At 70.9% G+C, this 21070-nt stretch carries 21 protein-coding genes; 14 read left to right on the top strand and 7 right to left on the bottom strand.

All coding sequences use genetic code 11. The features are described 5' to 3' along the window. Positions 1–6: 6 nt before the first annotated feature. The 6 genes from LPU61_RS20375 (at position 7) to LPU61_RS20350 (ending at position 6453) form a co-directional block, all read left to right on the top strand. Positions 7–738, top strand: a complete 732-nt coding sequence (locus tag LPU61_RS20375; RefSeq protein ID WP_043960869.1) for a sugar phosphate nucleotidyltransferase — start codon at positions 7–9, stop codon at positions 736–738. Further along, positions 726–1790 carry an iron-containing alcohol dehydrogenase family protein gene (locus LPU61_RS20370; protein WP_043960870.1) on the top strand — a complete coding sequence of 355 codons (1065 nt, stop codon included), beginning with the start codon at positions 726–728 and terminating at the stop codon, positions 1788–1790. The genes LPU61_RS20375 and LPU61_RS20370 overlap by 13 nt, the downstream gene beginning before the upstream one ends. After that, positions 1768–2487 carry a CDP-alcohol phosphatidyltransferase family protein gene (locus LPU61_RS20365; protein WP_043960871.1) on the top strand — a complete coding sequence of 240 codons (720 nt, stop codon included), beginning with the start codon at positions 1768–1770 and terminating at the stop codon, positions 2485–2487. Before LPU61_RS20370 ends, LPU61_RS20365 begins: the two co-directional genes overlap by 23 nt. A gap of 103 nt (positions 2488–2590) precedes the next feature. Beyond that, positions 2591–3466 carry an alpha/beta fold hydrolase gene (locus LPU61_RS20360; protein WP_229405747.1) on the top strand — a complete coding sequence of 292 codons (876 nt, stop codon included), beginning with the start codon at positions 2591–2593 and terminating at the stop codon, positions 3464–3466. Positions 3467–3651: 185 nt separating this feature from the next. Continuing rightward, complete coding sequence (locus LPU61_RS20355; protein ID WP_082106109.1) at positions 3652–4461, top strand: pectate lyase; 810 nt, start codon at positions 3652–3654, stop codon at positions 4459–4461. Positions 4462–4896: 435 nt separating this feature from the next. Next, positions 4897–6453, top strand: a complete 1557-nt coding sequence (locus LPU61_RS20350) for a VCBS repeat-containing protein (protein WP_229405746.1) — start codon at positions 4897–4899, stop codon at positions 6451–6453. Between the two features lie 96 nt (positions 6454–6549). Here the strand turns inward: LPU61_RS20350 and LPU61_RS20345 are convergent, their stop codons facing one another. From LPU61_RS20345 to LPU61_RS20330, 4 genes are all read right to left on the bottom strand, one after another. Continuing rightward, a complete protein-coding gene (locus LPU61_RS20345) occupies positions 6550–8250 on the bottom strand; it encodes a cellulose binding domain-containing protein (protein WP_229405745.1) in 1701 nt (566 codons plus the stop codon). Positions 8251–8874: 624 nt separating this feature from the next. Next, entirely contained in the window at positions 8875–9681 is an 807-nt protein-coding gene (locus LPU61_RS20340) for a hypothetical protein (RefSeq protein ID WP_229405744.1), read from the bottom strand. Between the two features lie 247 nt (positions 9682–9928). Further along, a complete protein-coding gene (locus tag LPU61_RS20335) occupies positions 9929–10372 on the bottom strand; it encodes an SUKH-3 domain-containing protein (protein ID WP_229405743.1) in 444 nt (147 codons plus the stop codon). A 112-nt stretch (positions 10373–10484) separates the two neighbouring features. Then, entirely contained in the window at positions 10485–10679 is a 195-nt protein-coding gene (locus tag LPU61_RS20330; RefSeq protein WP_229405742.1) for a DUF397 domain-containing protein, read from the bottom strand. Positions 10680–11659: 980 nt separating this feature from the next. Between LPU61_RS20330 and LPU61_RS20320 the strand changes: the two genes are divergently transcribed. Genes LPU61_RS20320 through LPU61_RS20310 form a run of 3 tightly spaced genes read left to right on the top strand, consistent with a single transcriptional unit; the run spans position 11660 to position 13225 of the window. Continuing rightward, on the top strand, positions 11660–11830 hold the full coding sequence (locus tag LPU61_RS20320; protein ID WP_176734093.1) for a hypothetical protein: 171 nt from the start codon (positions 11660–11662) through the stop codon (positions 11828–11830). Then, positions 11817–13019, top strand: a complete 1203-nt coding sequence (locus LPU61_RS20315) for a helix-turn-helix domain-containing protein (RefSeq protein WP_229405741.1) — start codon at positions 11817–11819, stop codon at positions 13017–13019. The genes LPU61_RS20320 and LPU61_RS20315 overlap by 14 nt, the downstream gene beginning before the upstream one ends. A gap of 2 nt (positions 13020–13021) precedes the next feature. Next, complete coding sequence (locus tag LPU61_RS20310; protein WP_043960881.1) at positions 13022–13225, top strand: hypothetical protein; 204 nt, start codon at positions 13022–13024, stop codon at positions 13223–13225. Positions 13226–13560: 335 nt separating this feature from the next. On the opposite strand, the gene LPU61_RS20305 is transcribed toward LPU61_RS20310, so the two are convergent. Then, on the bottom strand, positions 13561–14220 hold the full coding sequence (locus LPU61_RS20305; protein ID WP_229405740.1) for a TetR/AcrR family transcriptional regulator: 660 nt from the start codon (positions 14218–14220) through the stop codon (positions 13561–13563). A gap of 146 nt (positions 14221–14366) precedes the next feature. On the opposite strand from LPU61_RS20305, the gene LPU61_RS20300 reads away from it, so the two are divergent. Further along, positions 14367–15167, top strand: coding sequence for an SDR family NAD(P)-dependent oxidoreductase (locus LPU61_RS20300; RefSeq protein WP_043960882.1), 801 nt, complete (start codon positions 14367–14369; stop codon positions 15165–15167). Continuing rightward, the gene (locus tag LPU61_RS20295) at positions 15142–15681 is read left to right on the top strand and encodes a cupin domain-containing protein (protein WP_043960883.1); all 540 of its coding nucleotides are present in this window, start codon (positions 15142–15144) and stop codon (positions 15679–15681) included. Before LPU61_RS20300 ends, LPU61_RS20295 begins: the two co-directional genes overlap by 26 nt. 199 nt (positions 15682–15880) lie before the next feature. On the opposite strand, the gene map is transcribed toward LPU61_RS20295, so the two are convergent. Next, entirely contained in the window at positions 15881–16663 is a 783-nt protein-coding gene (gene map / locus LPU61_RS20290; RefSeq protein WP_229405739.1) for a type I methionyl aminopeptidase, read from the bottom strand. 66 nt (positions 16664–16729) lie between these two features. Between map and LPU61_RS20285 the strand changes: the two genes are divergently transcribed. Next, positions 16730–17047 carry a helix-turn-helix domain-containing protein gene (locus LPU61_RS20285; protein ID WP_229405738.1) on the top strand — a complete coding sequence of 106 codons (318 nt, stop codon included), beginning with the start codon at positions 16730–16732 and terminating at the stop codon, positions 17045–17047. A gap of 22 nt (positions 17048–17069) precedes the next feature. Here LPU61_RS20285 and LPU61_RS20280 read toward each other — a convergent pair whose 3' ends face one another. Next, positions 17070–18323 carry a glycosyltransferase family 4 protein gene (locus LPU61_RS20280; protein ID WP_229405737.1) on the bottom strand — a complete coding sequence of 418 codons (1254 nt, stop codon included), beginning with the start codon at positions 18321–18323 and terminating at the stop codon, positions 17070–17072. Between the two features lie 24 nt (positions 18324–18347). Between LPU61_RS20280 and LPU61_RS20275 the strand changes: the two genes are divergently transcribed. Both LPU61_RS20275 and LPU61_RS20270 read left to right on the top strand, forming a co-directional pair. Continuing rightward, entirely contained in the window at positions 18348–19208 is an 861-nt protein-coding gene (locus LPU61_RS20275; protein WP_229405736.1) for an Fpg/Nei family DNA glycosylase, read from the top strand. 266 nt (positions 19209–19474) lie between these two features. Further along, a complete protein-coding gene (locus tag LPU61_RS20270) occupies positions 19475–21046 on the top strand; it encodes a sugar transferase (protein ID WP_043960888.1) in 1572 nt (523 codons plus the stop codon). Positions 21047–21070 lie beyond the last annotated feature (24 nt).

The following is a 21070-nucleotide window of genomic DNA, read 5'->3' as shown; positions in this document are numbered from 1 at the left end:
AACTGCATGATCGGGATGGTCCTCGCGGCCGGTGCGGGGCGTCGGCTGCGCCCGTACACCGACACCCTGCCCAAGGCGCTGGTGCCGGTGGACGGTGACACCACCATCCTGGACATCGCGCTGCGCAACCTCGCCGAGGTCGGCCTCACCGACGTGGTGGTCGTCGTCGGGTACGCCGCCGACGCGGTCGTCACCCGCCAGGCGGAGCTGGAGAAGCGGCACGGCGTCACGCTCACCCTCGTGCACAACGACAAGGCCGAGGAGTGGAACAACGCGTACTCGCTGTGGCTGGCCCGGGAGCACTTCGCCAAGGGCGTGCTGCTGGTCAACGGCGACACCGTGCACCCGGTGAGCGTCGAGCGGACGCTGCTGGCCGAGCGCGGGCCGGGCATCCTGCTCGCCGTGGACACGCTCAAGACGCTGGCCGAGGAGGAGATGAAGACCACCTTCGACGCCGCCGGCCAGCTCACCCGCATCACCAAGCTGATGGACCCGGGCGAGGCGTACGGGGAGTACATCGGCGCGACGCTGATCGAGCCGCAGGTGGCCGACGCGCTCGCCGACGCGCTGGAGGCGACCTGGCGGCGCGACCCGAACCTCTACTACGAGGACGGCTACCAGGAGTTCGCCGAGCGGGGCGGCGAGGTGCGGGCCGCGCCGATCGGGGACGTCTCCTGGGTGGAGGTCGACAACCACGACGACCTGGCCCGCGCGCGGGAGATCGCGTGCCGCTACTAGCCCGGACGATCCTCACCCCGCTGCACATCGACGTGCGGCGGGGCGCGGTGGCCGACCTGGCGGCGATCCTGGCCGACGGGCGGATCTCCTCCGGCGGGGACGTCGCCGTGGTGGTCGGGCCGGGGCAGGGCGGGCAGATCGCCGAGCTGATCCGCCCGTCGCTGCGCTCGGCCGACGTGTTCACCGTCGCCGGGGGCACCCTGGAGGCCGCCGACGACCTGGGCGGGAAGCTGCGCGCCCGGTCGTACGACGCGGTGGTCGGCATCGGCGGCGGCAAGACGATCGACGTGGCGAAGTACGCGGCCACCCGGCGCGGCCTGCCCATGGTGACCGTGGCGACGAGCCTCGCCAACGACGGCATCGCCTCCCCGGTGGCGTCGCTGATCACCGGCGGGATCAAGGGCTCCTACGGGGTGCACATCCCGATCGCCGTCATCGTGGACCTCGACTTCGTGGAGGCCGGGCCGGAGCGGCACAACCGGGCCGGCATCGGCGACGTGGTGAGCAACATCAGCGCGCTGGCCGACTGGGAGCTGGCCCGCCAGGTACGCGGCGAGCCCGTCGACGGCCTGGCCGCGTCGCTGGCCCGGATGGGGGCCGAGGCGGTCCTCGCCCACCCCGGCGACATGACCGACGACGCGTTCGTCACCGTGCTGGCCGAGGCGTTGATCTCCAGCGGGCTGGCGATGGCGGTGTGCGGCACGTCCCGCCCGTCCAGCGGCGGCTGCCACGAGATCATGCACGCGATCGACGCGCTCTTCCCCGGGACCGCCTCGCACGGCGAGCTGGCGGGCCTCGGCGCGTTGTTCTGCACGTTCCTGCGCGGCGACGTGCGCCGCTTCGCGGAGATGTCGGCGTGCCTGGCCCGGCACAACCTGCCCCGGCTGCCGGCCGAGGTGGCGCTCACCGACGACCAGTTCGTCGAGGCGGTGCAGTTCGCGCCGGCCACCCGCCCCGACCGGTACACCATCCTGGAGCACCTGGCGATGTCGGCTTCCGAGACGCGGGAGCGGCTGGCAGACTACGCCGGTGCACTCCGCGACCTTGGCTGATCCCGCCCGCCCCTCCGTAGCCGACTTCCACCGGGTCAACCGGGGCGGTGGCCTGTTCAGCGAGTCGGTCAGCCAGTGGCTGGGCGCGGTGTTCGCGCTGGTCGCCCAGCGGCTCGGGCTGCGCCCCACGGCGCTGACGCTGGCCAACCTGGTGCTCGGGCTGGCCGCCTCGGTGACCGTGGTCGCGCTCGCCGACGAGGTGGCCGCCGGCACCGTCCCGGCCTGGGTGGTCGGGCTGGCGGCGCTGGTCGGCTGGCAGGTGGCGTACTCGCTGGACTGCGCCGACGGGCAGCTCGCCCGGGTGACCAAGACGGGCAGCCCGGCGGGCGCCCGGGTCGACGTGCTCGCCGACGTGGCCGCCCAGATCGCCCTGGTGGCCGCCCTCTCCGCCACGGCCGTGGCGCAGCGCCCGTCGACGCCGACGTGGCTGGTCGCCCTCTTCGCGGGCACCTGGATGGTCAACCTCGTCACGTCGGTGATGCAGTCCGGCCCGAACGCCGCCAGCATGGTCACCTCGACGTCGCTGCCGGTGCGGCTGGTGAAGCTGGTCCGCGACTACGGCGCGGTGATCTTCGTGGCGGGCCTGGTGCTGGCGTTCGCCCCGGCCCTCACCTTCTGGGTGATCGTGGCGTTCACGATCGTCAACGGCGGCTTCCTCCTGGCGAGCATCGCCTTCTCCGCCCGCGCCTCGTTGTAAGGAAGGGCACCTTGTCAACGCCTTCTGCATAGCAGGGGCCCCTTCTTGACCGCCGCTGGGCGGGGGCGCTGGGCGGCGGCGCTGGGTGGGAGGTGGCGGCGCGGTGCGGGCGGTGCAGAAGGTGCGCCATCGACGGGCCGACGTCGACGGGCTGGAGGTCTTCTTCCGCGAGGCCGGACACCCCGGCCAGCCGGCCGTGCTCCTGCTGCACGGGTTCCCCAGCTCCTCGCACACGTTCCGCGAGGTCATGCCGACGCTGGCCGACGTCGCGTACGTCATCGCGCCTGATCTTCCCGGCTTCGGGATGTCCTCGTCGCCGACCGTCGAGCAGTACGACTACACCTTCGAGAACCTCTCCCGCACGATCGGGAGGCTCCTCGACCAGCTCGGGGTCGGACGCTTCTTCGTCTACCTGCACGACTTCGGCGCGCCGGTGGGATACCACCTGGCCACCCGTGCGCCGGATCGCGTCCGCGGCCTCGTCGTCCAGAGCGGCAACGCGCACGAGGACGGCCTCGGCGGGCAGTGGGACGACGCCAGGGCGTACTGGGCCGACCCGACCGACGACAGGCGCGCCGAGTTGCCGGACTGGTTGACCTTCGCCGGCACCCGTGACCAGTACGTCGCCGGGCTCCCCGAACGCCTGCGCACGCTGCACGCGCCCGAGTCGTGGCACCTCGACTGGGAGCGGATGGGCCGACCCGGCAACCTCGACGCGCAGTTCGCGCTGTTCGGCGACTATGCCAACCACCGCGCCCGGTTCGGCGAGATCGCCGCGTACCACCGGGACCACCAGCCGCCGGCGCTCGTGCTGTGGGGGCGGCACGACGCGTACTTCGACGTCGACGAGGTTCTCGCGTACCACCGCGCCCTCGACCGTATGGACGCGCACATCTACGACGCCGGGCACTTCCTGCTGGAGACGCACGCGGCCGAGTGCGCCACCCTCATGCGGTCGTTCGTCCTCGACAACGTGTGACGGGGAGAGGGCCGATTTCGGCACTCACCAGGGAAGCCCCTTCCGTGCCATCGACGGTTGTCGTACCGTAACAACTCGTAGGCAAGCGCTTTCCCAGTGCGTGCGGCGCGCACGGAAAGCGTCCCTACGCACGCGGACGCACGTCCGTCACACCACCCCGTCCCTTGATCCCCTTCGGAGGACACGTGACCACACGTGAGAACGGCGCGACGCCCCGCCACCGGCGGTGGCGGCTCGCCCTGCTGCCGCTCGTCACCGCAGGACTGGTCGCCACCGGCCTGGCCGTAACCCAGACCGGTGCGCAGGCCGCCACCTGGCCGACGCCCAAGAGCACCACCACCGTGACCAGCACCCAGTCGGTCAGCGGCACCAAGGACTTCGGCCTGGTGCGCTACAAGGCCGGCGGCGCGATGGGCGACGGCGGCCAGAGCGAGAGCCAGAAGCCGCTCTTCGAGCTGGCCGACGGAGCCGTGGTCAAGAACTTGATCATCGGCTCGCCGGCCGCCGACGGCATCCACTGCAAGGGCAGCTGCACCCTGATCAACGTCTGGTGGGAGGACGTGGGCGAGGACGCCGCCACGTTCAAGGGCGGCTCGTCGGCCAACTACACCGTCGATGGCGGCGGTGCCCGGTCCGCCTCCGACAAGGTGTTCCAGCACAACGGCGGCGGCAAGCTCACCATCAAGAACTTCGACGTCAGCAACTTCGGCAAGCTGTACCGGTCGTGCGGCAACTGCTCGACCCAGTACAAGCGGACGGTCGTCATCCAGAACGTCACCGTGACCGCGCCCGGATCGGCGCTCGCCGGCATCAACACCAACTACGGCGACACCGCGACCTTCTCGGGCATCACCATCTACGGCGACAGCAGCAAGAAGATCTCCATCTGCGACCGCTACACCGGCAACAACACCGGCAAGGAGCCCGTGAAGACGGGCAGCGGCCCCGACGGTACGTACTGCAAGTACACGTCGTCCAACATCGTCTACAAGTAGGGCCCGGCAGGCGCAGTTTCGGCCGCGACCCAGGCGGGCCACGCACACATCGTGCGTGGCCCGCCGCCTCGTGGAACCGTCAGCAGACAGGCCCGGCCCCAGCGCCGACTTTTCCAACCATCCCGGTCCACGCGTCGGATCGTGGACACACTGGATCGGCCACTCCCCGTAGTCTCCATTTCGGACGCATTCGCCCCAGCATCTAGCCAAGTCGGGAGTTACGCCCCGGATGTGTCCGGGGTGACCTGTGCGTTCAGTCATCGACGTCTGCCGTGGCGCGGGCAGTCCGCTCCGTCGCTCGTACAGGCCGACAGGGCCTGGCGTGCCGACGACCTGACCCGCTCCTCGAACCTGCGACGTGCGGACGTGCGCTAGCGACCAACGGGGAGGAAGACTGTGCGTGGATCCGGCGGGCGAAGGCTCGCGACGGTACTGATGATGGCGGGTGTCCTCGCCGCTCCGGGTGGGATACCGACCCAGGCCAGGGCGGCGGCTCCGGCTTGTCCGACGGCGGCCGGCCTGCTGGCCGCGCTGCGGGCCGATCCCCTCACCGACGAGGCGGCCGGGAATCCCGCCGTGCTGGAGGGCGTGAGCTGTGCCCTGCCCTGGGCCACCGCGGTCGTGCCGGCGGAGGGGGAGTACGACGCGTCCTTCGTGCTGTTCCGCTACGAGGATGCGGCGGAGCAGTGGAAGCCGCTCAACGTCGGTTCGGGCGGGGTCTGCGACGAGTCGGTGCCGACGGAGATCGCGGCCCAGCTCGACGGATGCCAGCTCAACGACCCCGGCGACGAGCTGCCCGACGCCGATCCGGTCGAGGAGACCGAGGATCCCTCGGCGACCCGGGACGCCGACGGTGGCACGATGTCCGCGTCGGCCTCCGCGATCGGTGGGCCGATCACCCGAAACGAGATCATGCAGCGCGCCCAGGGCTGGGTGGACCACCAGCCCGGCCCGTACAGCCAGCAGGGGTTCTCCTGGGACCCCACCCACACCCGCAAGTACCGGCGGGACTGCTCGGGGCTGGTGGGCATGGCCTGGCACCTGAACGCCGACCCGAGCACGCGGACGCTGCCCCAGTACTCCAACCAGATCAGCAAGGCGGACCTCCAGGCCGGCGACATCCTCAACATCGCCTCGAAGCACGTCGTCCTCTTCAAGAGCTGGAAGACCGACCGCCGGCACTTCACCTACTACACCTTCGGGTCGACGCCGGTGAAGATCAGGACGGCGGCGATCGACGCCGGGACGATCGACAGCCACCAGGCCACCAGCTACGTGGCGCGGCGGTACACGAAGATCGCGGCACCCTCCACGCCGCCGCCCCCGCCGACGCCAGCCGGGCGCGCCGCCCCGACGGTCGCGTACGACCAGGGTGACGGCACGATGCGGATGTACCGCTGGCTCTCCGACGGCAACTCCTTCAACCGCACCACCGACTACGACTCCGGAGCCTTCCGGCTCAGTGCCGTCGGCGACCGCATGGCCTCCGGCGACGTCAACGGCGACGGCAAAGACGACATCGTCATGGCCTACCAACAACCCGACGGCACCTTCTCCTACTACGTCTGGCGCAACGGCAACTCCGCCGCCAGCGTCTGGTACGACAGCGGACCCTTCACCCTCAGCAGAGTCGCCGGCCGCCTCGTACTCGGCGACTTCAACGGCGACCGCAAAGCCGAACCAGCAATGGCCTACGACCAAGGCGACGGCACCATGCGGACTTACCGCTGGCTCTCCGACGGCAACTCCTTCAACCGCACCACCGACTACGACTCCGGAGCCTTCCGGCTCAGCGTCGTCGGCGACCGCATGGCCGCCGATGACGTGGACGGCGACGGCAAAGACGACATCGTCATGGCCTACCAACAACCCGACGGCACCTTCTCCTACTACGTCTGGCGCAACGGGAACTTCGCCGCTCGTGTCTGGTACAACAGCGGGCCGTTCAGCCTCGGCAACGTGGCCGGTCGCCTCGTGCTCGGCAACTGGTAGCCACCGCCCCGGGCACGCCCCGTGAGAACGGTGCGGCCCCTCCGTCGCCGGAGGGGCCGCACCGTTGGCCCGATCTCTGTCCTGCCGGTGTACCGGTCAGACCACCGTGCAGGCGACGCCGTTGAGGGTGAAGGCGGTCGGCTCGGCGGTGCTGCCACTGGTGGTGGCCTGGAAGCCGACGTTGATGGTGGCTCCGGGGGCGATCGTGGCGTTGTAGTCGACGTTGCGGGCGCTCACCTGGCCGCTGGACGGCGAGTAGGTGGCACCCCAGCCCGAGGTGATCGACTGGCCCGAGGGCAGGGTGAAGGCCAGCGTCCAGCCGTTGATCGCCGAGGTGCCCGTGTTGGTGATGTCGATGCTGGCCGTGAAGCCGGTGCCCCACGAGTTCATCGTGTAGGCGACCCGGGGACCGGTGCCGCCAGCCGGGGGCGTGACGGTGGGCGTGGGGGTCGGGGTGGTGGGCGGCGGCGTGGTCGGCGGCGTGGTGCCGTTCACGCTGGTCACGAAGGTCATGATGCTGCGGGCGGGCAGCGTGACGGTGAGGGAGCCGTTGGACATGGTGAGCGCGTTCTGGGGCGCGACGGTCCGGCTCGCGTCGGTCAGCCAGTTCGAGACGCTGCCGGACGCGGTGGCACCCGACAGGGTGAACTGCTGGCTCACCGACGAGGTGTTCTTGTTGACGGCGACGATGACGACGGTGTCGCCGCCCCGGTACGCCGACACGTAGACGTTCGACGCCGGGTTCGCCGTCGCGTCGATCCGGGTGTAGCCGGGCCGGACGAACCGAGCGAAGTGCGCCATCATGGCACCGCGCTTGCTGATCTGGCCGTCCTCCCGCATGGGGCCGTAGCTGCGCCGCAGGTACCACCACACGTACGCCTGGAACTCGGCGTCCACCATGGCGCGGTGGATGTGCTCGCCCACGTCGAGCGCCTCGGGCCAGGCGTCACCCGAGTTGGCGTTGCTGTTGGGGTAGTAGACCTCGGTCATCCACAGCTCTTTGCCCGCACCCTTCTGCTTGAAGAGGGGGTACGGGAAGTTCGAGTACGACGTCCCGTAGAGGTGGGCACCGATGATGTCCACGTTGGCCAGCGCGGCGGCGTCGTTGAGGATCGGGTCCGACATGGACTTGACATACTGGAACGACTCGGGCGCCATGACCCTGGTGCTGATCGAGCCGGCGTTCTCCTTCAGGAACCGCACCATTTCGGTGGTGGTCCACCAGGTCCAGTCGTGCGCGTAGTCGGGCTCGTTCTGCACGGAGATGCTGTAGAGGGGCACCCCGTTGTTGCGCATGTAGGTGGTGAAGTCGTTGAGGTGCTGCGCATAGGCGGCGTACGAGCTGTAGCGGAGCCGCTTCGCGTTGGTCTGGCTGCCCCGGGTGAAGGTCTCGATCATGCTGGCGGGCGGGTTCCACGGCGACGCGAAGACGGTCACCCCCAGCTCGACGGCGCGCTTCGCCGTCGCGAGGTCGCGACCGAAGTCAGCCGAGCTCTCGCCGACGGGAATCCGCAGGATGGAGAAGCCCAGGCGGCCCTCGCCGGTGCCGAACGCCGTCTCCCGCTGGGAAGCGGTCAGGTCGCCGATCCAGGCCGCGTGGGCCATGGCGCCGTACCCCTTGATCGTCTGCCGCTGGGCCGACACGTTGATGGTCGCGGGTGCAGCCGAGGCGCCCGTGGCCCCCAGCAGTGTCCCGGCCGCCGCCGCGACCGGCACGGCCCCCACCGTCGTCAGGACGGTTCTCCGGCTCAGCGTGCGCCGCTCGCCGCTGACCGGCCCGTTCTGATCTTGCGTCATGTTGCGTCCTCCTGGCTGGTGGTGGTGATGCGCGCGTGCCCCGGTCCTGCCCGGACCGGTCGGCACCGCCCTCCAGCGTCGCCTTGGGGACTGCCCTTGACCCCGGCGTCAATGACCCGTCGGCTCTCATCGACTGACGCCACTGTTAGCGATAACAGATCGAAAGTTTAGGTTCCGTCCATAACACGGGTCAAGCACCCAGCGGGCCGATGAGCAGGCGAACCGGCACCGACACCGGCGATGACCGGCACCGTCCAGCCACGGCCAGGCACCACCAGGAAGGCCGCGAGCGCATCAACAACCTTTCGACGTACGCGAACGGCCCGCCGACCGGTCCACCAGGACAAGATGCGCCCGCGATCTTGCACTTAGGGCCCAGGCAAGAGGGATGAATCCCTCTTGTGAGGGGCCGAAAGTGCAAGATCGGCGCGTCGTGGAGGGCGGAGGGCTGCGGCCCAGGAAGCAACGCGCCCCGGCTCCGAAGTGGGGAGCCGGGGCGCGTCACTGTGTAGCCGGTGCGGAAGGCCGCGCTAGTTGCTCTTGAGGGTCGATGTACGTGCGCCAGCCCTGGGCGTCGAAGGCCAGCTTCGGGCCGAACTCAGCGGGTCGCCCGACCGACCGGCATCATCCGTGCGACCCGACGGAAGGCTCACTCAGATGCATGACGACCATGGCGCCCTGGCCCTCACCGAACTCCCAGCCGGCGATCACCTTGCTGCCCGGCAAGGCGGCGATCGGCCCGAAATCGCTCGGGCACTCACCGGGGCCGAGGTAGTACGCGCCGGCCATCCGTGCCCAGTGAGCGTCGAGACACAGCCCACGAAGATGCCGTCGTAGCGCATCGTCGCCGACCTGGTCCAGGGCCGATTCCCAACGAGGGTCAACCACACTGACCTCGGACGTGACGTACCCATCCCGCACGAGGCTGTCGCCGATGTCGGACAGGCCGTCCGGAGCGCTCATCGTCCACGTCGCCGCCCGCATCGCGTCCAGCAGCGAGCCGTCCGTCCGTGGCCGCAGAAGCAGGTGGGGAAACAGCCGGTAGCCGTCGGGGGTGAGTTCGTCGAGACTCAGCGAGCCGGCCTGTAGCGCCCTGCCGATGTCCCTGCCCCACACCAGGGCCCGGTCGTCGTCCGTCGTGACGGTCAGCAGCGGCTGGAGCGCGGCGGGCCGCACCTCCGTGGCGACGAACGCCGACCTGGCCAGGTCGGGCACCCAGCGGTCCGGATAAAGCCCCTCGCCGCCCTGGTCGCCTGACCTCCCGTCGACCTCGGCCACGAGTTCGCCGGGGTCAAGGTCCTCAAGCGCCTCGCCGGCGGTCTCGTCGTCGTAGTAGAAGACCGCGTACGTCCCTGCCGCGTCGAACTCCGCCAACGGCTGGCCGAGCATCAGCCCGAACGCGTGACCAAGCAGGTCGTCCCAGTCGGACACGACGTCTCCTTCGGATAGTTGTCGCCCAGCGTGACCGGCACCCCGGAACCGCGCACGGGTGATCATGCCAACCCCGTATGACAGGCTGCGGAGCGCAGGGCACGTGAGACAGCTCCACACCTGTCGTGCGACAGCCGAGATGCGCAAAGCGCCCCGGCTCCGAGAAGGTAAGCCGGGGCACGTCACTGCCTCGCTGGTGCGAGCAGCGGCGCTGGACCGTGTTTCAGAAGTCAGAACCTCGGTAGGTCTAGCCGCCGGCTTGGAGCCGTGTAGGCATCGTTCCCTCGCACAAGGCAATCAGGCCCTGGTCGCCTGGCCCGAAAGCGGCAACCCAAGTCTCGACCAGGAGAATCACGCCCCGATCGTCCATCCCGAGGAAGTACCGACCCTGGTCCAACTCGCCCAGCGGGTAGAGCGACCGTCCGGTCTCATCACCCCACGCCAGGAACCGATCCTCCTCACCGACGCAAAGCGACGGATTCAGCTCGAACGGGACGCGCGCCGCCGTCCGTCCCGGTCCATCAAGATCGACGACGAGTTCGCCGAACTCGGCGAGGAATGCCTCTGCTGCCGGGTGCATGTCGAGCCCAACCAGTTCCGCTCGCCATCGCGCCGTCTCCACTCGCCGCCCCAAGCGCCACCCAGCACGCTGCAACGCCCGCTCGACGTCAGGCGGGAACCTCCCGACCATGCGCTCTCCTTACCCCGCTGCTGACACCATCGCCTAACGCAGCTCCGGAGGTTCGCAACCCCGCCGGTCCAGAACCAACAACGGCTCGCCACACACTGATAAGAGAAACGGCCTAGTTGCTCTTGAGGGAGTCGATGAACGCGCGCCAGCCACGGGCGTCGAAGGCCAGCGTCGGGCCGGACTTGTCCTTGCTGTCGCGGACGGCCACCCCGTCGCGGAGGTCCGCCACCTCGACGCACGCGCCGCCGTTGCCGTCGCTGCGGGTGGACTTGCGCCACACCGCGCCGGTGAGGTCGGGGTTCGACATGTCAGCCTCTACTTCATCTCGTCGGCGATCCGCCGGATGGAGCTTCCGGGACCTCATTTCAGCTGAGCGCCAAGCTTCGCAGGCATGAGTGGCGGATGCGCCAACTACACCTATACCGCAGGCGCTGACGAGCAGCAAGAATTCGGGCAAAACTTCTACGCGAGCGCGCGGATCCCGCCGAACGGGCCAAAGCGTCAGTAACCCGGCCGTTGCGCGTCCGATCTCCTGACTGCTCAGATCTCTGGCGGCGGCGGCTCGTCCGCTCCCCGCGCCTTCCACGGCTGGTGCACGGTTATCCAAGCTTCCACGTCCTCCACCAGCCAGACTGCCCCGCCAGCCAACCGGTCAAACGGCTCGGGGAAATCAGGTCGACTGGTGAGCTGGACGACCCGGACGCGCGAGACGCCCAGGCGCTCCTGAAGCTCTGCACTCCCGTACAGCTTCCGCCGCCAGCCCATTGTTGAAGCATCCTGAGCCGACCCCCTTACTAATTCGAAAGTAGGGACGAATCACCTTGAAGTGCTGGCAGGAAGCCATCTGTACACCCCCAGACCCCCCTGTCATACTTGACAGGGGGTCGCCGATAGGTTCCCCTGGATGGGCAACGGAGACGGGGCTACCAACCGCTCGGATCGTGCACCAGGCACAGCGGATGTCGCTGGCGCGCTGGACGAAGCACAGCAGCAGACCGGGTTGCGGCGAGGCTCAGCTCCGAGGTGTTGGCCCATGGGAAGAGAGAAGTCACTACATTCGGGAGGACTCATGGCTCGGCATGCGAAGAACCCGACACGCCCCGGTCTGCTGCGCCGGCTCCGGCCCTTCAAGCCCCGTCGCGCGAACCCACCCGACTGTCTCTGCCCACCGAGGACAGTCCCGGATCGGCCGGCGGCATACCGGGCCATCGGCGTGGCGCGGGTGCCCTACCTGCCGGAACGGCCGGCGCCGGCCCTCGCCGGGGACCATCGCGCGGGGCGCTGGTCGTGACGGCACGGCGGAAGCCCGAGCGCGAGGACCGGGGCGAGCAGATCCAGGCGGCCGAGCGGGAGGCCGCCCGGCAGCGGATCCTCGCCCAGGCTGAGGCGGAGCGGATACCCGCCGAGGAGAGCACCCGGGCGAAGCCGGACCGGCGGTGGCAGCGTGAACAGCCCTGAGCTGCTGCCGGTGGGCCGGCGGGTGGCGTACTGGCGGGGGCGGCGGAGACTGTCGCAGCAGGTGTTCGCCGATCGGCTCGGCAGGTCGAAATCCTGGGTGGACAAGGTCGAGCGGGGTGTGCGGTCGCTGGACAAGGTGTCGACGTTGCGGGACATCGCCGCCGTGCTGCGGATCGACACCGCCGTGCTGCTCGGCCGGGACGCCCAGCCCGCCGCCATGGCCGAGCGGGTCGAGGGGATGGCGCGGATCCGGGAGGCCCTGTCGACGTACGAGATCGCTCTGGGTCGGCCGGTGGCCCGCAACGGTGCCGTGCCGGCGGACCGGCTGGCCCGGGACGTCGAGCACGCGTGGGTGACGTTCCAGCATGCCCGGTATCCGCAGGCTGTCGCCGCCGTGCCGGGCCTGCTGGCCGGCGTGCAGCGGGCCGCCGCCGACGATCCGGGGTGGGGCCGACCGCTGCTGGTGGAGGGGTACCGGCTCACCGCGTCGGTGCTGGTGAAACTCGGCGAGGTCGAGCTGGGCTGGCTGGCGGCGGACCGGGCGATGGCCGCCGCGACCGGCGATCCCGTGCTGGTGGCCGCCGCTGCGGTGCAGCTCGGCCAGGTGTTCCGTGCGGCGGGGCGGGCTCGGGCGGCGCAGTCGGCGGTGCTGGCTGCCGCGTACCGGATCGCGCCGGCCGATCCGGCGGAGGGTGCCCCCGGCGCGTTGTCGTTGTGCGGGACCCTGCTGGTGCAGGCGGCCCTGTCGGCGGCCCGCCGGGGCGACGACCGCGCCGCCGACGAGCTGCTCGACGAGGCCGCCGGCATGGCCGCCCGGGTGGGCGACGGCCACGATCATCATCGGACGGCGTTCGGGCCGACGGCCGTGGACCTGGCCCGCGCCGCCGCAGCCCTCGACCTGGGCGACGCGGGCAAGGCGGTCGCCTGGCACGAGCGGACGACCCGGCGGGACGGCTGGCGGTGGCTGCCGCTGGAGCACCGGGCGGCGCACCTGGTCGACGCGGCCCGCGCCTACGCCTGGGCCGACGACCCGGCCCGCGCGGGTCGGGTGCTGCTCGACGCGGACCGGCTGGCACCCGCAGAGGTACGCCACCGGCCGGCCGCCCGGGAGGTGCTCGCCCAGGTGGCCCGCGACCCGCACGCCCCGGCCGCGATCGTTGAACTCGCCGTCGCCGTCGGGGTGACCTGAGGATGACCGGGCCGTTCCTGTCGCTGGCGCAGATCCGTAACCGGCTGATCCTGACCGCCAGGGCGGTGCTGCGCGATCATCGGGCCGGGCCGGACGGTCGCTGCCGGGTGTGCCGGACGCTGGGGTGTCGGGTGGCGACCGCCGCCCGCAACGTCATCGACGCCGCCACCGAGATCGAACTCAGGCCAGCGGACGACCGGTGGTAGGCACCGACACAGATCTTGGAATCAAATGGCCCCTCCAGGGGCCGACTTCTTCCAAGATCTACGCACTGATCGGCGGGTTACTGCGCCGACCAGCGGGCCATGGTTCCGGCTACGTGCGGAACACGGCCGCCCTGGGCGAACGAGGTGCCTTGGCACCAGGAGTGAAGTCGGCCCATCCCAGCTCGGGGTCGCGCCGGATCAGGAAGCAAGGTCGTGCTCGATCAGGGAAAGAGTGGTGTCGTGGCCGCTTGGAGGCCACTCTTTCCGCGATCGAGCACGACCTTGCACCTCTCGCCCTTCTCGTCCTCGCGGTCGACCAGCCGTACCCACACTGGTCAGCGGCCCTGGTCGGCTGGCGGCTTCTTGAGGAGCAGGCGGACAGCCTTGTCGACCCGGATGCCGGGGTCCATGAGGGGCAGTGCGCGGACAGCCCCGACCAGGAGTTGGATGCTCGCCTCGACGAGCACCGGGACGGTGAACGGTTGTCCCGCGCGGAGCCATTCCACGGTGAGCCGGTCCACTCCGTCGCCGAAGGCCCGTAGCGCCATGGCGACGGCGGGGTTGTCGGGGTCGAGCCCGAGGATCAGGCAGAGGTCGTGGAGGCCCTCGCGGCGGGCGGCTTCGAATTCGGCGGTGCCTTCGGGGGTGCCGGAGTCGGACAGGACGAGGTTGAGCGCCAGGTCCGGATGGTCCGCCAGGTAGGTGAAGTGGCCTTCCCAGTAGAGGCGGATGCGAGCGCCGGGGGGGAGGTCCGGGCGGGTGGCCGGCAGGCTTCCGAGACCGCGGCGGGCTGTGCGTAGCGCTGCCAGGTATGCGCCGCACTTGTTGTCGAAGTGGTGGGCGAGCAGCCCCTGGGACACACCGGCGGCACGGGCGATGTCGCCGACCGTCACCTCGCCGTAGGGCCGCCGGGAGAACTCCGCCATTGCCGCAGCCAGCAGCCGTTGGCGGGTCTGCTCGGCGGCGGCCTGGCGTTTCGTGGTCGGTCCGGTCACGTGCCTGTGCTCCTTACGCGTCGCTCCCACAGCCAGTGTTGCACGCCGTTCATTGAACGCTGTTCAGTGATATCGATCTCATTGACCGGCGTTCAACGAAATTCGTACGGTGAGCCGAGCGGAACCCAGCGCAAGGGAGGCACGGCATGTCAGGGGAGTTGGCCGGGCGAACAGCGATCGTCACCGGCGGGGCACAGGGAATCGGTGCGGGGGTGGCAAAGGCGCTGCACGCCGCAGGCGCGACAGTGGTGATCGCCGACGTTCACGTCGCCGAGGGGGGCAAGCTCGCAACGGCCCTCGGCGAGCGGGCGCGGTTCGTGGAACTGGACGTGCGGGACACCGGAGCCTGGTCGCGGGTCGTGGCCCAGGCGCAGCGCGCGTACGGGCGGGTGGACGTGCTCGTCAACAACGCGGGCGTCGCCGCCATTGCGCCGTTCGCGGAGCACAGCGAGGAGGCGTTCCGGCGGGTGCTGGACGTGAACGTGATGGGGCTGTTCCACGGCATCGCCGCCGTCGCGCCCGCGATGCGGCAGGTCGGCGGAGGTTCGATCATCAACGTCGGCTCGATCGGTGCGTTCCGCGCCTACCCGCTGATGACCGGCTACATCACGAGCAAGTGGGCGGTCCGCGGGCTCACCAGGGCCGCCGCCCTGGAGCTCGGCGCGGACGGCATCCGGGTCAACGCCGTCCACCCCGGGCAGACCGAGACGCCGTTGACCGACGGCGCTGACTTCGACACCGCCCACGTCGCCCTCAAGCGCGTCGGGCAGCCGGCCGACATCGCCGGTGCCGTGCTCTTCCTCGCCGGCGACGGTTCCCGATTCGTCACCGGGGCGGACCTGGTCGTCGACGGTGGCGACATCGCCGGTGCGGCGAACTGGGCCTCGGTGCCCGACCAGAACGGAAGGGAGGGCGATCGGCATGGATCCGCTCAACTCGCGGCCTGACCGGAGCGACCCGATCTGGACCGCCGCCAACGGCTTCGTGGTGCGCGATACCGAAGGCGCCCTCAAGCTGATCAACGGCGGGCAGGAGATCATGCGCGTCAAGGTCACGGGGAGCCAGACCGATGGCCGGTTGAGCCTGATGGAAGGCCGGATCGCACCCGGGTTCGGCAACCTTCCGCACGCTCACGGAGCCGAGGACGAGGCGTTCTACGTGGTGTCCGGCGAGTTCCGGTTCATCAACGGCGACCGCACCTTCACCGCCGGTCCGGGCGACTTCGTCTACATCCCGCGTGGCACCCGTCACGGGTTCAGGAACCTCGGCACGGAGGAGGCCAAGCTGCTGGTCTTCTACACCCCGGCGGGGGCCGAGGAGTTCTTTCTCCAGCACGGCGAGGATCCTGACCCGTCCGGCAAGCTGCCGCCCGTGTGGACGGCGGAGAAGTTCGCCGCGCTGGGAGAGTCGCTCGACGCCCACCACATGATCCTGCTGTCCGACGGCGACGACTGGGCCTGAGCCGCCGCCCGATCCGAACACGAGTCGCGCGAAGCCCGCCGAGCAGGCTGAACGGGCCGATGCCCGGACCATCCGGTCCGGGCATCGGCTGGACCGGAGCAGGGCAGGTCGACTGTTCGGGAGGGTTTGCCGGACCGGGCTCCACCTCCGAAACCCGGTAGGCGGGTCCGCTCGACTCAGCGGAGCCAGGGCTGCGGCGTCACGACTGCGGCTGCCTCGGCAGGGTGAGGATCTCCGCCCCCTCCTCGGTGATGGCGATCGTGTGCTCGCTGTGTGCCGTACGGCAGCCCGTCTTGCTGCACAGCGTCCACCCGTCTTCGTCGGTGATCAGCTCGTCGGTGTCCGCCATGATCCACGGCTCCAGGGCCAGCAGCAGCCCGGGGCGCAGCTTGTAGCCCCGGCCGGGCCGCCCGGTGTTGGACACGTGCGGGTCCTGGTGCATCGTCGACCCGACGCCGTGCCCGCCGAACTGCGTGTTGACCTGGTATCCCGCCTCGTTCAGGGTCGAGCCGATGGCGTGGGAGATGTCGCCGATGCGGGCCCCGGGCCCGGCGGCGGCGATGCCGGCGGCGAGCGCGCGTTCGGTCGCGGCGATCAGCGCCAGGCTCTCCGAGGGCTTCGAGTCGCCGACGATGAAGCTGATGGCCGAGTCGGCGACTACCCCACCCACGGAGACGGCGAGGTCGAGGGAGAGCAGGTCGCCGTCGGCGAGCGCGTAGTCGTGGGGCAGCCCGTGCAGCACGGCGTCGTTGACGGAGGTGCAGATGTAGTGGCCGAACGGCCCGCGCCCGAAGGACGGCGCGTAGTCGACGTAGCAGGACGACGCGCCGGCCTCGACGATCATGGCCTGGGCCCACCGGTCGATGTCGAGGAGGTTGGTGCCCACCTCGCAGCGGCCCTTGAGCGTCTGGAGGATGTCGGCGACCAGGGCGCCGGCCTCCCGCGCCCGGGGCAGTTGGGTGGGGCTCAGGATCTCGATCATGCGGCGCCTTCCTCGTGCCACCAATAACTATCCCGGCCATACTATCCCGGTACTAGAATCGGTCGCATGGTCAGGTTGCCGCTCACCCCCGAGGAGGTCGAGCGCGGGCAGCGCCTCGGCGCCCTGCTGCGCCACGCCCGGGGGGACCGCTCGATGCTCCACACCGCGCTCGACGCCCGCGTCTCGCCGGAGACCCTCCGCAAGATCGAGTCGGGGCGCGTGGCAACCCCGGCCTTCTCGACCATCGCGGCGATCGCCGACGTCCTCGGCCTCTCCCTCGACGCCGTGTGGGCCGAGATCAACAAGGCCGAGGTCGACAGGCCCGTGCGCGCCATCGAGCCGACCGACCCCCGCCGCCACGCACCCGAGCGGCTCGCCTCGTAGCAGCCGAAAGGCTCGGGAGGACTCAGCGCGCCAGTGAGGCGTACACGTCGATGAGGCGCTTGGTGACCACGTCGGGGTGGAACGTGCGCTCGTAGCGCAACCGCGCCGGGGCGGCCAGCGCCGCCGCGCCCGCGCGGGCGACCGGCAACGCGGCGGCCATCGCGGCCGGCTCCGGGGCCACCACCCAGCCCGTCTCGCCCTCCTTCACCCCGTGCGGCAGCGCGACGCGGCCCACCCCGGGGGCGGCCGTGGCGACAGCGGCCGGGCCGGTGCCGGCGGGCTCGCGGGGGGCGTCCGCGCCGACGAGGTACGGGATGCCGCCGAGGGCGGTGCCGAGCACCGGCCGCCCGCTGGCCAGCGCCTCGATGATCACCGTGGGCAGCACGTCGTGCCAGGTGGACGCGGCGATGATCACCGCGCTGGCGTCGATGGCGGCGCGCACCCCGGCGCGGTCCAGCGGCCCCAGATAGGTGACGTCGGCGCGTTCGGCGGCGGCGGCCTCCGCCAGGTGGCGCAGCTCGCCGTCCCCGGCGATGCGCAGCGGGCCGAGGGAGCCGTCCGGGTGCCGCCGCCAGGCGTCCAGCAGCAGCCCCAGCCCCTTCTCGGGGGAGAGCCGCGCCATGTAGAGGAACCCGTCGCCCAGCGGCGCGGGGGTGCCCGGGTCGGGGATGCCGTTCGGCTTCACCACGATCCGCTCCGCCGGCACCCCGTAGTCGCGCAGGTGGTCGCCCACGGCGCTGGTGAGGGCGATGAACCGGTCCACCGAGTGCCAGGTGCCCCGGTGCACGGCCAGGGTGGTGGCCATCAGGGCGCTCTGCGCCCGCGACCCCCGGTAACACCGGTGCACGATCGCCGGCACGCCCAGCGCCTTGCCCCGGCAGTCCTGGCAGATCACCCCGTCGCGGAAGTAGAGCCCGGAGGAGCAGACCTGCCGGTAGTTGTGCACCGTCTGCACCACCGGCACGTTGTGCTTGTGCGCGGTCCGCACCACCCAGGGCGAGAGCAGGGGGTACGGGTTGTGCAGGTGCAGCACGTCCGGCCGGTGCTCGGTGATCAGCCGGCTCAGCTCCTGCTGGGCGCGGGGGGCGTAGATCGGGGAGATCGGCAGCAGCGCCTTCGCCGTCTTCGGCAGGCTCGGGATCTCGTCGGAGCTGCGCAGGAACGGCAGCACCTCCACGCCGGCCGCGCGGAGCTGGGCGATCTCCGCGTCGACGATGGTGTTCTCGCCGGACGGCTGGGCTTCCCGGTACCGGTTGTGCGCCACCACGATTCTCACGGGTACGAAGGCTACCGTTGCAGCATGCCCGAACTTCCCGAGGTGGAAGCGCTCGCCGGCTACCTGCGGGAGCGCGCCGTGTCCCGGCGCGTCGACCGGGTCGAGGTCGCCGCGATCAGCGCCCTGAAGACGTACGACCCGGCGCCCGCCGCCGTGTCGGGGCGCACCGTCACCGACGCGCGGCGGCACGGCAAGTTCCTCGACGTCGTCTTCGACGGCGACCTGCACCTGGTGGTGCACCTGGCGCGGGCGGGCTGGCTGCACTACCGGGAGTCGTTCCCGTCCGGCGCGCCGCTGCGCCCCGGCAAGGGGCCGATCGCCCTGCGGGTGCGGCTCGACGACGGCTCCGGCTTCGACCTGACCGAGGCGGGCACCCAGAAGAAGCTGGCCGCCTACCTGGTCGCCGACCCGGCGGCGGTGCCGGGGGTGGCGAAGCTCGGCCCGGACGCGCTGGCCGCCGACCTGCCCACGTTCGCCGCGCGCCTCCGCAGCCGGCGGGGCCAGGTCAAGGGGGTGCTGACGGACCAGTCGGTGCTGGCCGGGGTCGGCAACGCGTACTCCGACGAGATCCTGCACGCGGCGAAGTTGTCGCCGTTCGCGCTGACCGACCGGCTCACCGACGATCAGGTCGCCGCCCTGCACGAGGCGACCCGGCGGGTGCTGGGCGACGCGGTGTCCCGCTCACTGGGACACCGGGCGGCGGAGCTGAAGGGCGAGAAGCGTTCGGGGCTGGCCGTGCACGCCCGGACGGGCCTGCCGTGCCCCGTCTGCGGCGACACGGTCCGGGAGGTCAGTTTCGCCGATTCGAGCCTGCAATATTGCCCGACCTGTCAGACCGGCGGGAAGCCGTTGGCTGACCGACGGTTGTCACGAATCGTACGGTGAGTAACGACACCCGGGGGTTACGGAGGGGAATCGCCTCCGGAGCGCCGATCCTCCCGGTCCGCGCCTCTACCCGGCCCGTCATCCATCGGTATAGTGGCCCGGTCCCCGGCTTTTCGCACCTGAGGTGGAGCCGGCCGGATCCCATGCGGCGCACTGGGCGCGAAGTCCCTCGGGTCGACGTCCGGCGCGGGCCCCGCGTGGGAAACTGAACGGTGGGCGACCCGGGCCCTCACTGCGAGTGAGCGGCGCGCGTCATGCGGGAGGACATGGGTGAGGTGACGACTAGCCTCCAGCGCCCGGTAACCAACACAGGCCGGAGCCAACTCGTGCGGCACGTCGACAGCTTCGAGATCCAGCCGCCGACACCGCCGTCCCACAACGGTGTCCCCCGGTCGGCGTGGGCGCGGGCCCGCCGGCGCGTCTCCCGCTGGCACCGCCCCTACACGGCCGCCCTGCTGCTGGTCGACTTCTTCGCCGTGGTGCTGGCCGACTGGGCCGCGCAGGAGGCGTTCGGGCAGGCCCGGGCCGGCTTCTACAACGCCCAGGAGGACCCGACCTGGTTCTACACGGTCGCGTTCCTGCTGCTGCCGCTCGGCTGGCTGGTCATCCTCTGGGGCAACCGGGCCTACGACCGGCGTTACATGGGGCTCGGGCCGGACGAGTTCAAGCGGGTGATCCGCGCCGGGGTGGCGGTGGCCGCCACCGTCTCGTTCATCGCGTTCGCCACCAAGACCGACCTGTCCCGTTACACGGTCGGTTTCGCGCTGCTCGGGGCGTTGGTGCTGATCCTGCTGGGCCGCATCCTGGCCCGGTTCACCCTGCACGCGGTGCGCCGCCGGGTCGGCCAGGCCGGGCACCGGATGGTGCTGGTCGGCACCCTTCCCGAGTGCCTGGAGGTCTACACCGCGGTCACCCGCAACCCGAGCGCCGGGCTGGTCCCCGTGGCCATCCACATCACCGACGGCTACGCGGCGGCCCGGGGCATCCAGACCCCCGTCCCGGTGTACGCGGGCCGCGACGTCCTCGCCCTGGTGCGGGAGGTCGGCGGCGACACGATCGCGGTCTGCGGCTCCGCCAGCGCCGAGCCGGGCGAGCTGCGCCGGCTGGCCTGGCAGCTGGAGGGCTCCGGCGTCGACCTGGTGGTGGCCCCGCAGCTCACCGACATCGCCGGCCCCCGGGTGCACATCCGCCCCATCGAAGGGCTGCCGCTGCTGCACGTCGAGGAGCCGACCCTGTCGGGCCCGGCGCTGCTGGCCAAGAACCTGATGGACCGGGTCGCCGCCGGCCTCGGCCTGCTCCTGCTCGTGCCGGTGTTCCTGGCGATCGGGGTGGCGATCCGGCTCTCCGACCCCGGCCCGGTCTTCTTCCGCCAGCCCCGCGTCGGCCACGAGGGCCGCACGTTCCGGGTGTGGAAGTTCCGCACCATGTACGTCGACGCCGAGGACCGCCTCGCCGGCCTGGTCGACCAGAACGAGACCGACGGCATGCTGTTCAAGATGAAGCACGACCCTCGGGTCTTCCCGGTGGGCCGCTTCCTGCGGGCCTCCTCGCTCGACGAGCTGCCCCAGTTGATCAACGTGCTGTGGGGCGAGATGTCGCTGGTGGGGCCGCGTCCGCTGCCCGCCGACGACGGTGACTTCCTCGGCGACGTGCGCCGCCGGCTGCTGGTGCGGCCCGGCATGACGGGGCTGTGGCAGGTCTCCGGCCGCTCCGACCTGTCCTGGGACGAGGCCGTCCGGCTCGACCTCTACTACGTCGACAACTGGTCGCTGGCGTACGACCTGAGCATCCTGTGGCGCACGGTGGGCGTGGTGCTGGCCCGCAAGGGCGCGTACTAGCGCGCGGCGACGGCAGCCGTCAGG

The sequence above is a fragment of the Micromonospora sp. NBRC 110038 genome, from assembly GCF_020884815.1.
Lineage (GTDB): Bacteria > Actinomycetota > Actinomycetes > Mycobacteriales > Micromonosporaceae > Micromonospora > Micromonospora haikouensis.
Note: the sequence above shows the minus strand (reverse complement) of the source record. Positions and strands in the feature narration are given on the sequence as shown.

Coding starts and splice junctions, on each gene's coding strand:
- LPU61_RS20375 (WP_043960869.1), top strand. CDS start 7: ATGATCGGGATGGTCCTCGCGGCCGGTGCGGGGCGTCGGCTGCGCCCG.
- LPU61_RS20350 (WP_229405746.1), top strand. CDS start 4,897: ATGATGGCGGGTGTCCTCGCCGCTCCGGGTGGGATACCGACCCAGGCC.
- LPU61_RS20345 (WP_229405745.1), bottom strand. CDS start 8,250: ATGACGCAAGATCAGAACGGGCCGGTCAGCGGCGAGCGGCGCACGCTG.
- LPU61_RS20335 (WP_229405743.1), bottom strand. CDS start 10,372: ATGGTCGGGAGGTTCCCGCCTGACGTCGAGCGGGCGTTGCAGCGTGCT.
- LPU61_RS20330 (WP_229405742.1), bottom strand. CDS start 10,679: ATGTCGAACCCCGACCTCACCGGCGCGGTGTGGCGCAAGTCCACCCGC.
- LPU61_RS20310 (WP_043960881.1), top strand. CDS start 13,022: ATGACCGGGCCGTTCCTGTCGCTGGCGCAGATCCGTAACCGGCTGATC.
- LPU61_RS20300 (WP_043960882.1), top strand. CDS start 14,367: ATGTCAGGGGAGTTGGCCGGGCGAACAGCGATCGTCACCGGCGGGGCA.
- LPU61_RS20295 (WP_043960883.1), top strand. CDS start 15,142: ATGGATCCGCTCAACTCGCGGCCTGACCGGAGCGACCCGATCTGGACC.
- map (WP_229405739.1), bottom strand. CDS start 16,663: ATGATCGAGATCCTGAGCCCCACCCAACTGCCCCGGGCGCGGGAGGCC.
- LPU61_RS20285 (WP_229405738.1), top strand. CDS start 16,730: ATGGTCAGGTTGCCGCTCACCCCCGAGGAGGTCGAGCGCGGGCAGCGC.
- LPU61_RS20275 (WP_229405736.1), top strand. CDS start 18,348: ATGCCCGAACTTCCCGAGGTGGAAGCGCTCGCCGGCTACCTGCGGGAG.
- LPU61_RS20270 (WP_043960888.1), top strand. CDS start 19,475: ATGGGTGAGGTGACGACTAGCCTCCAGCGCCCGGTAACCAACACAGGC.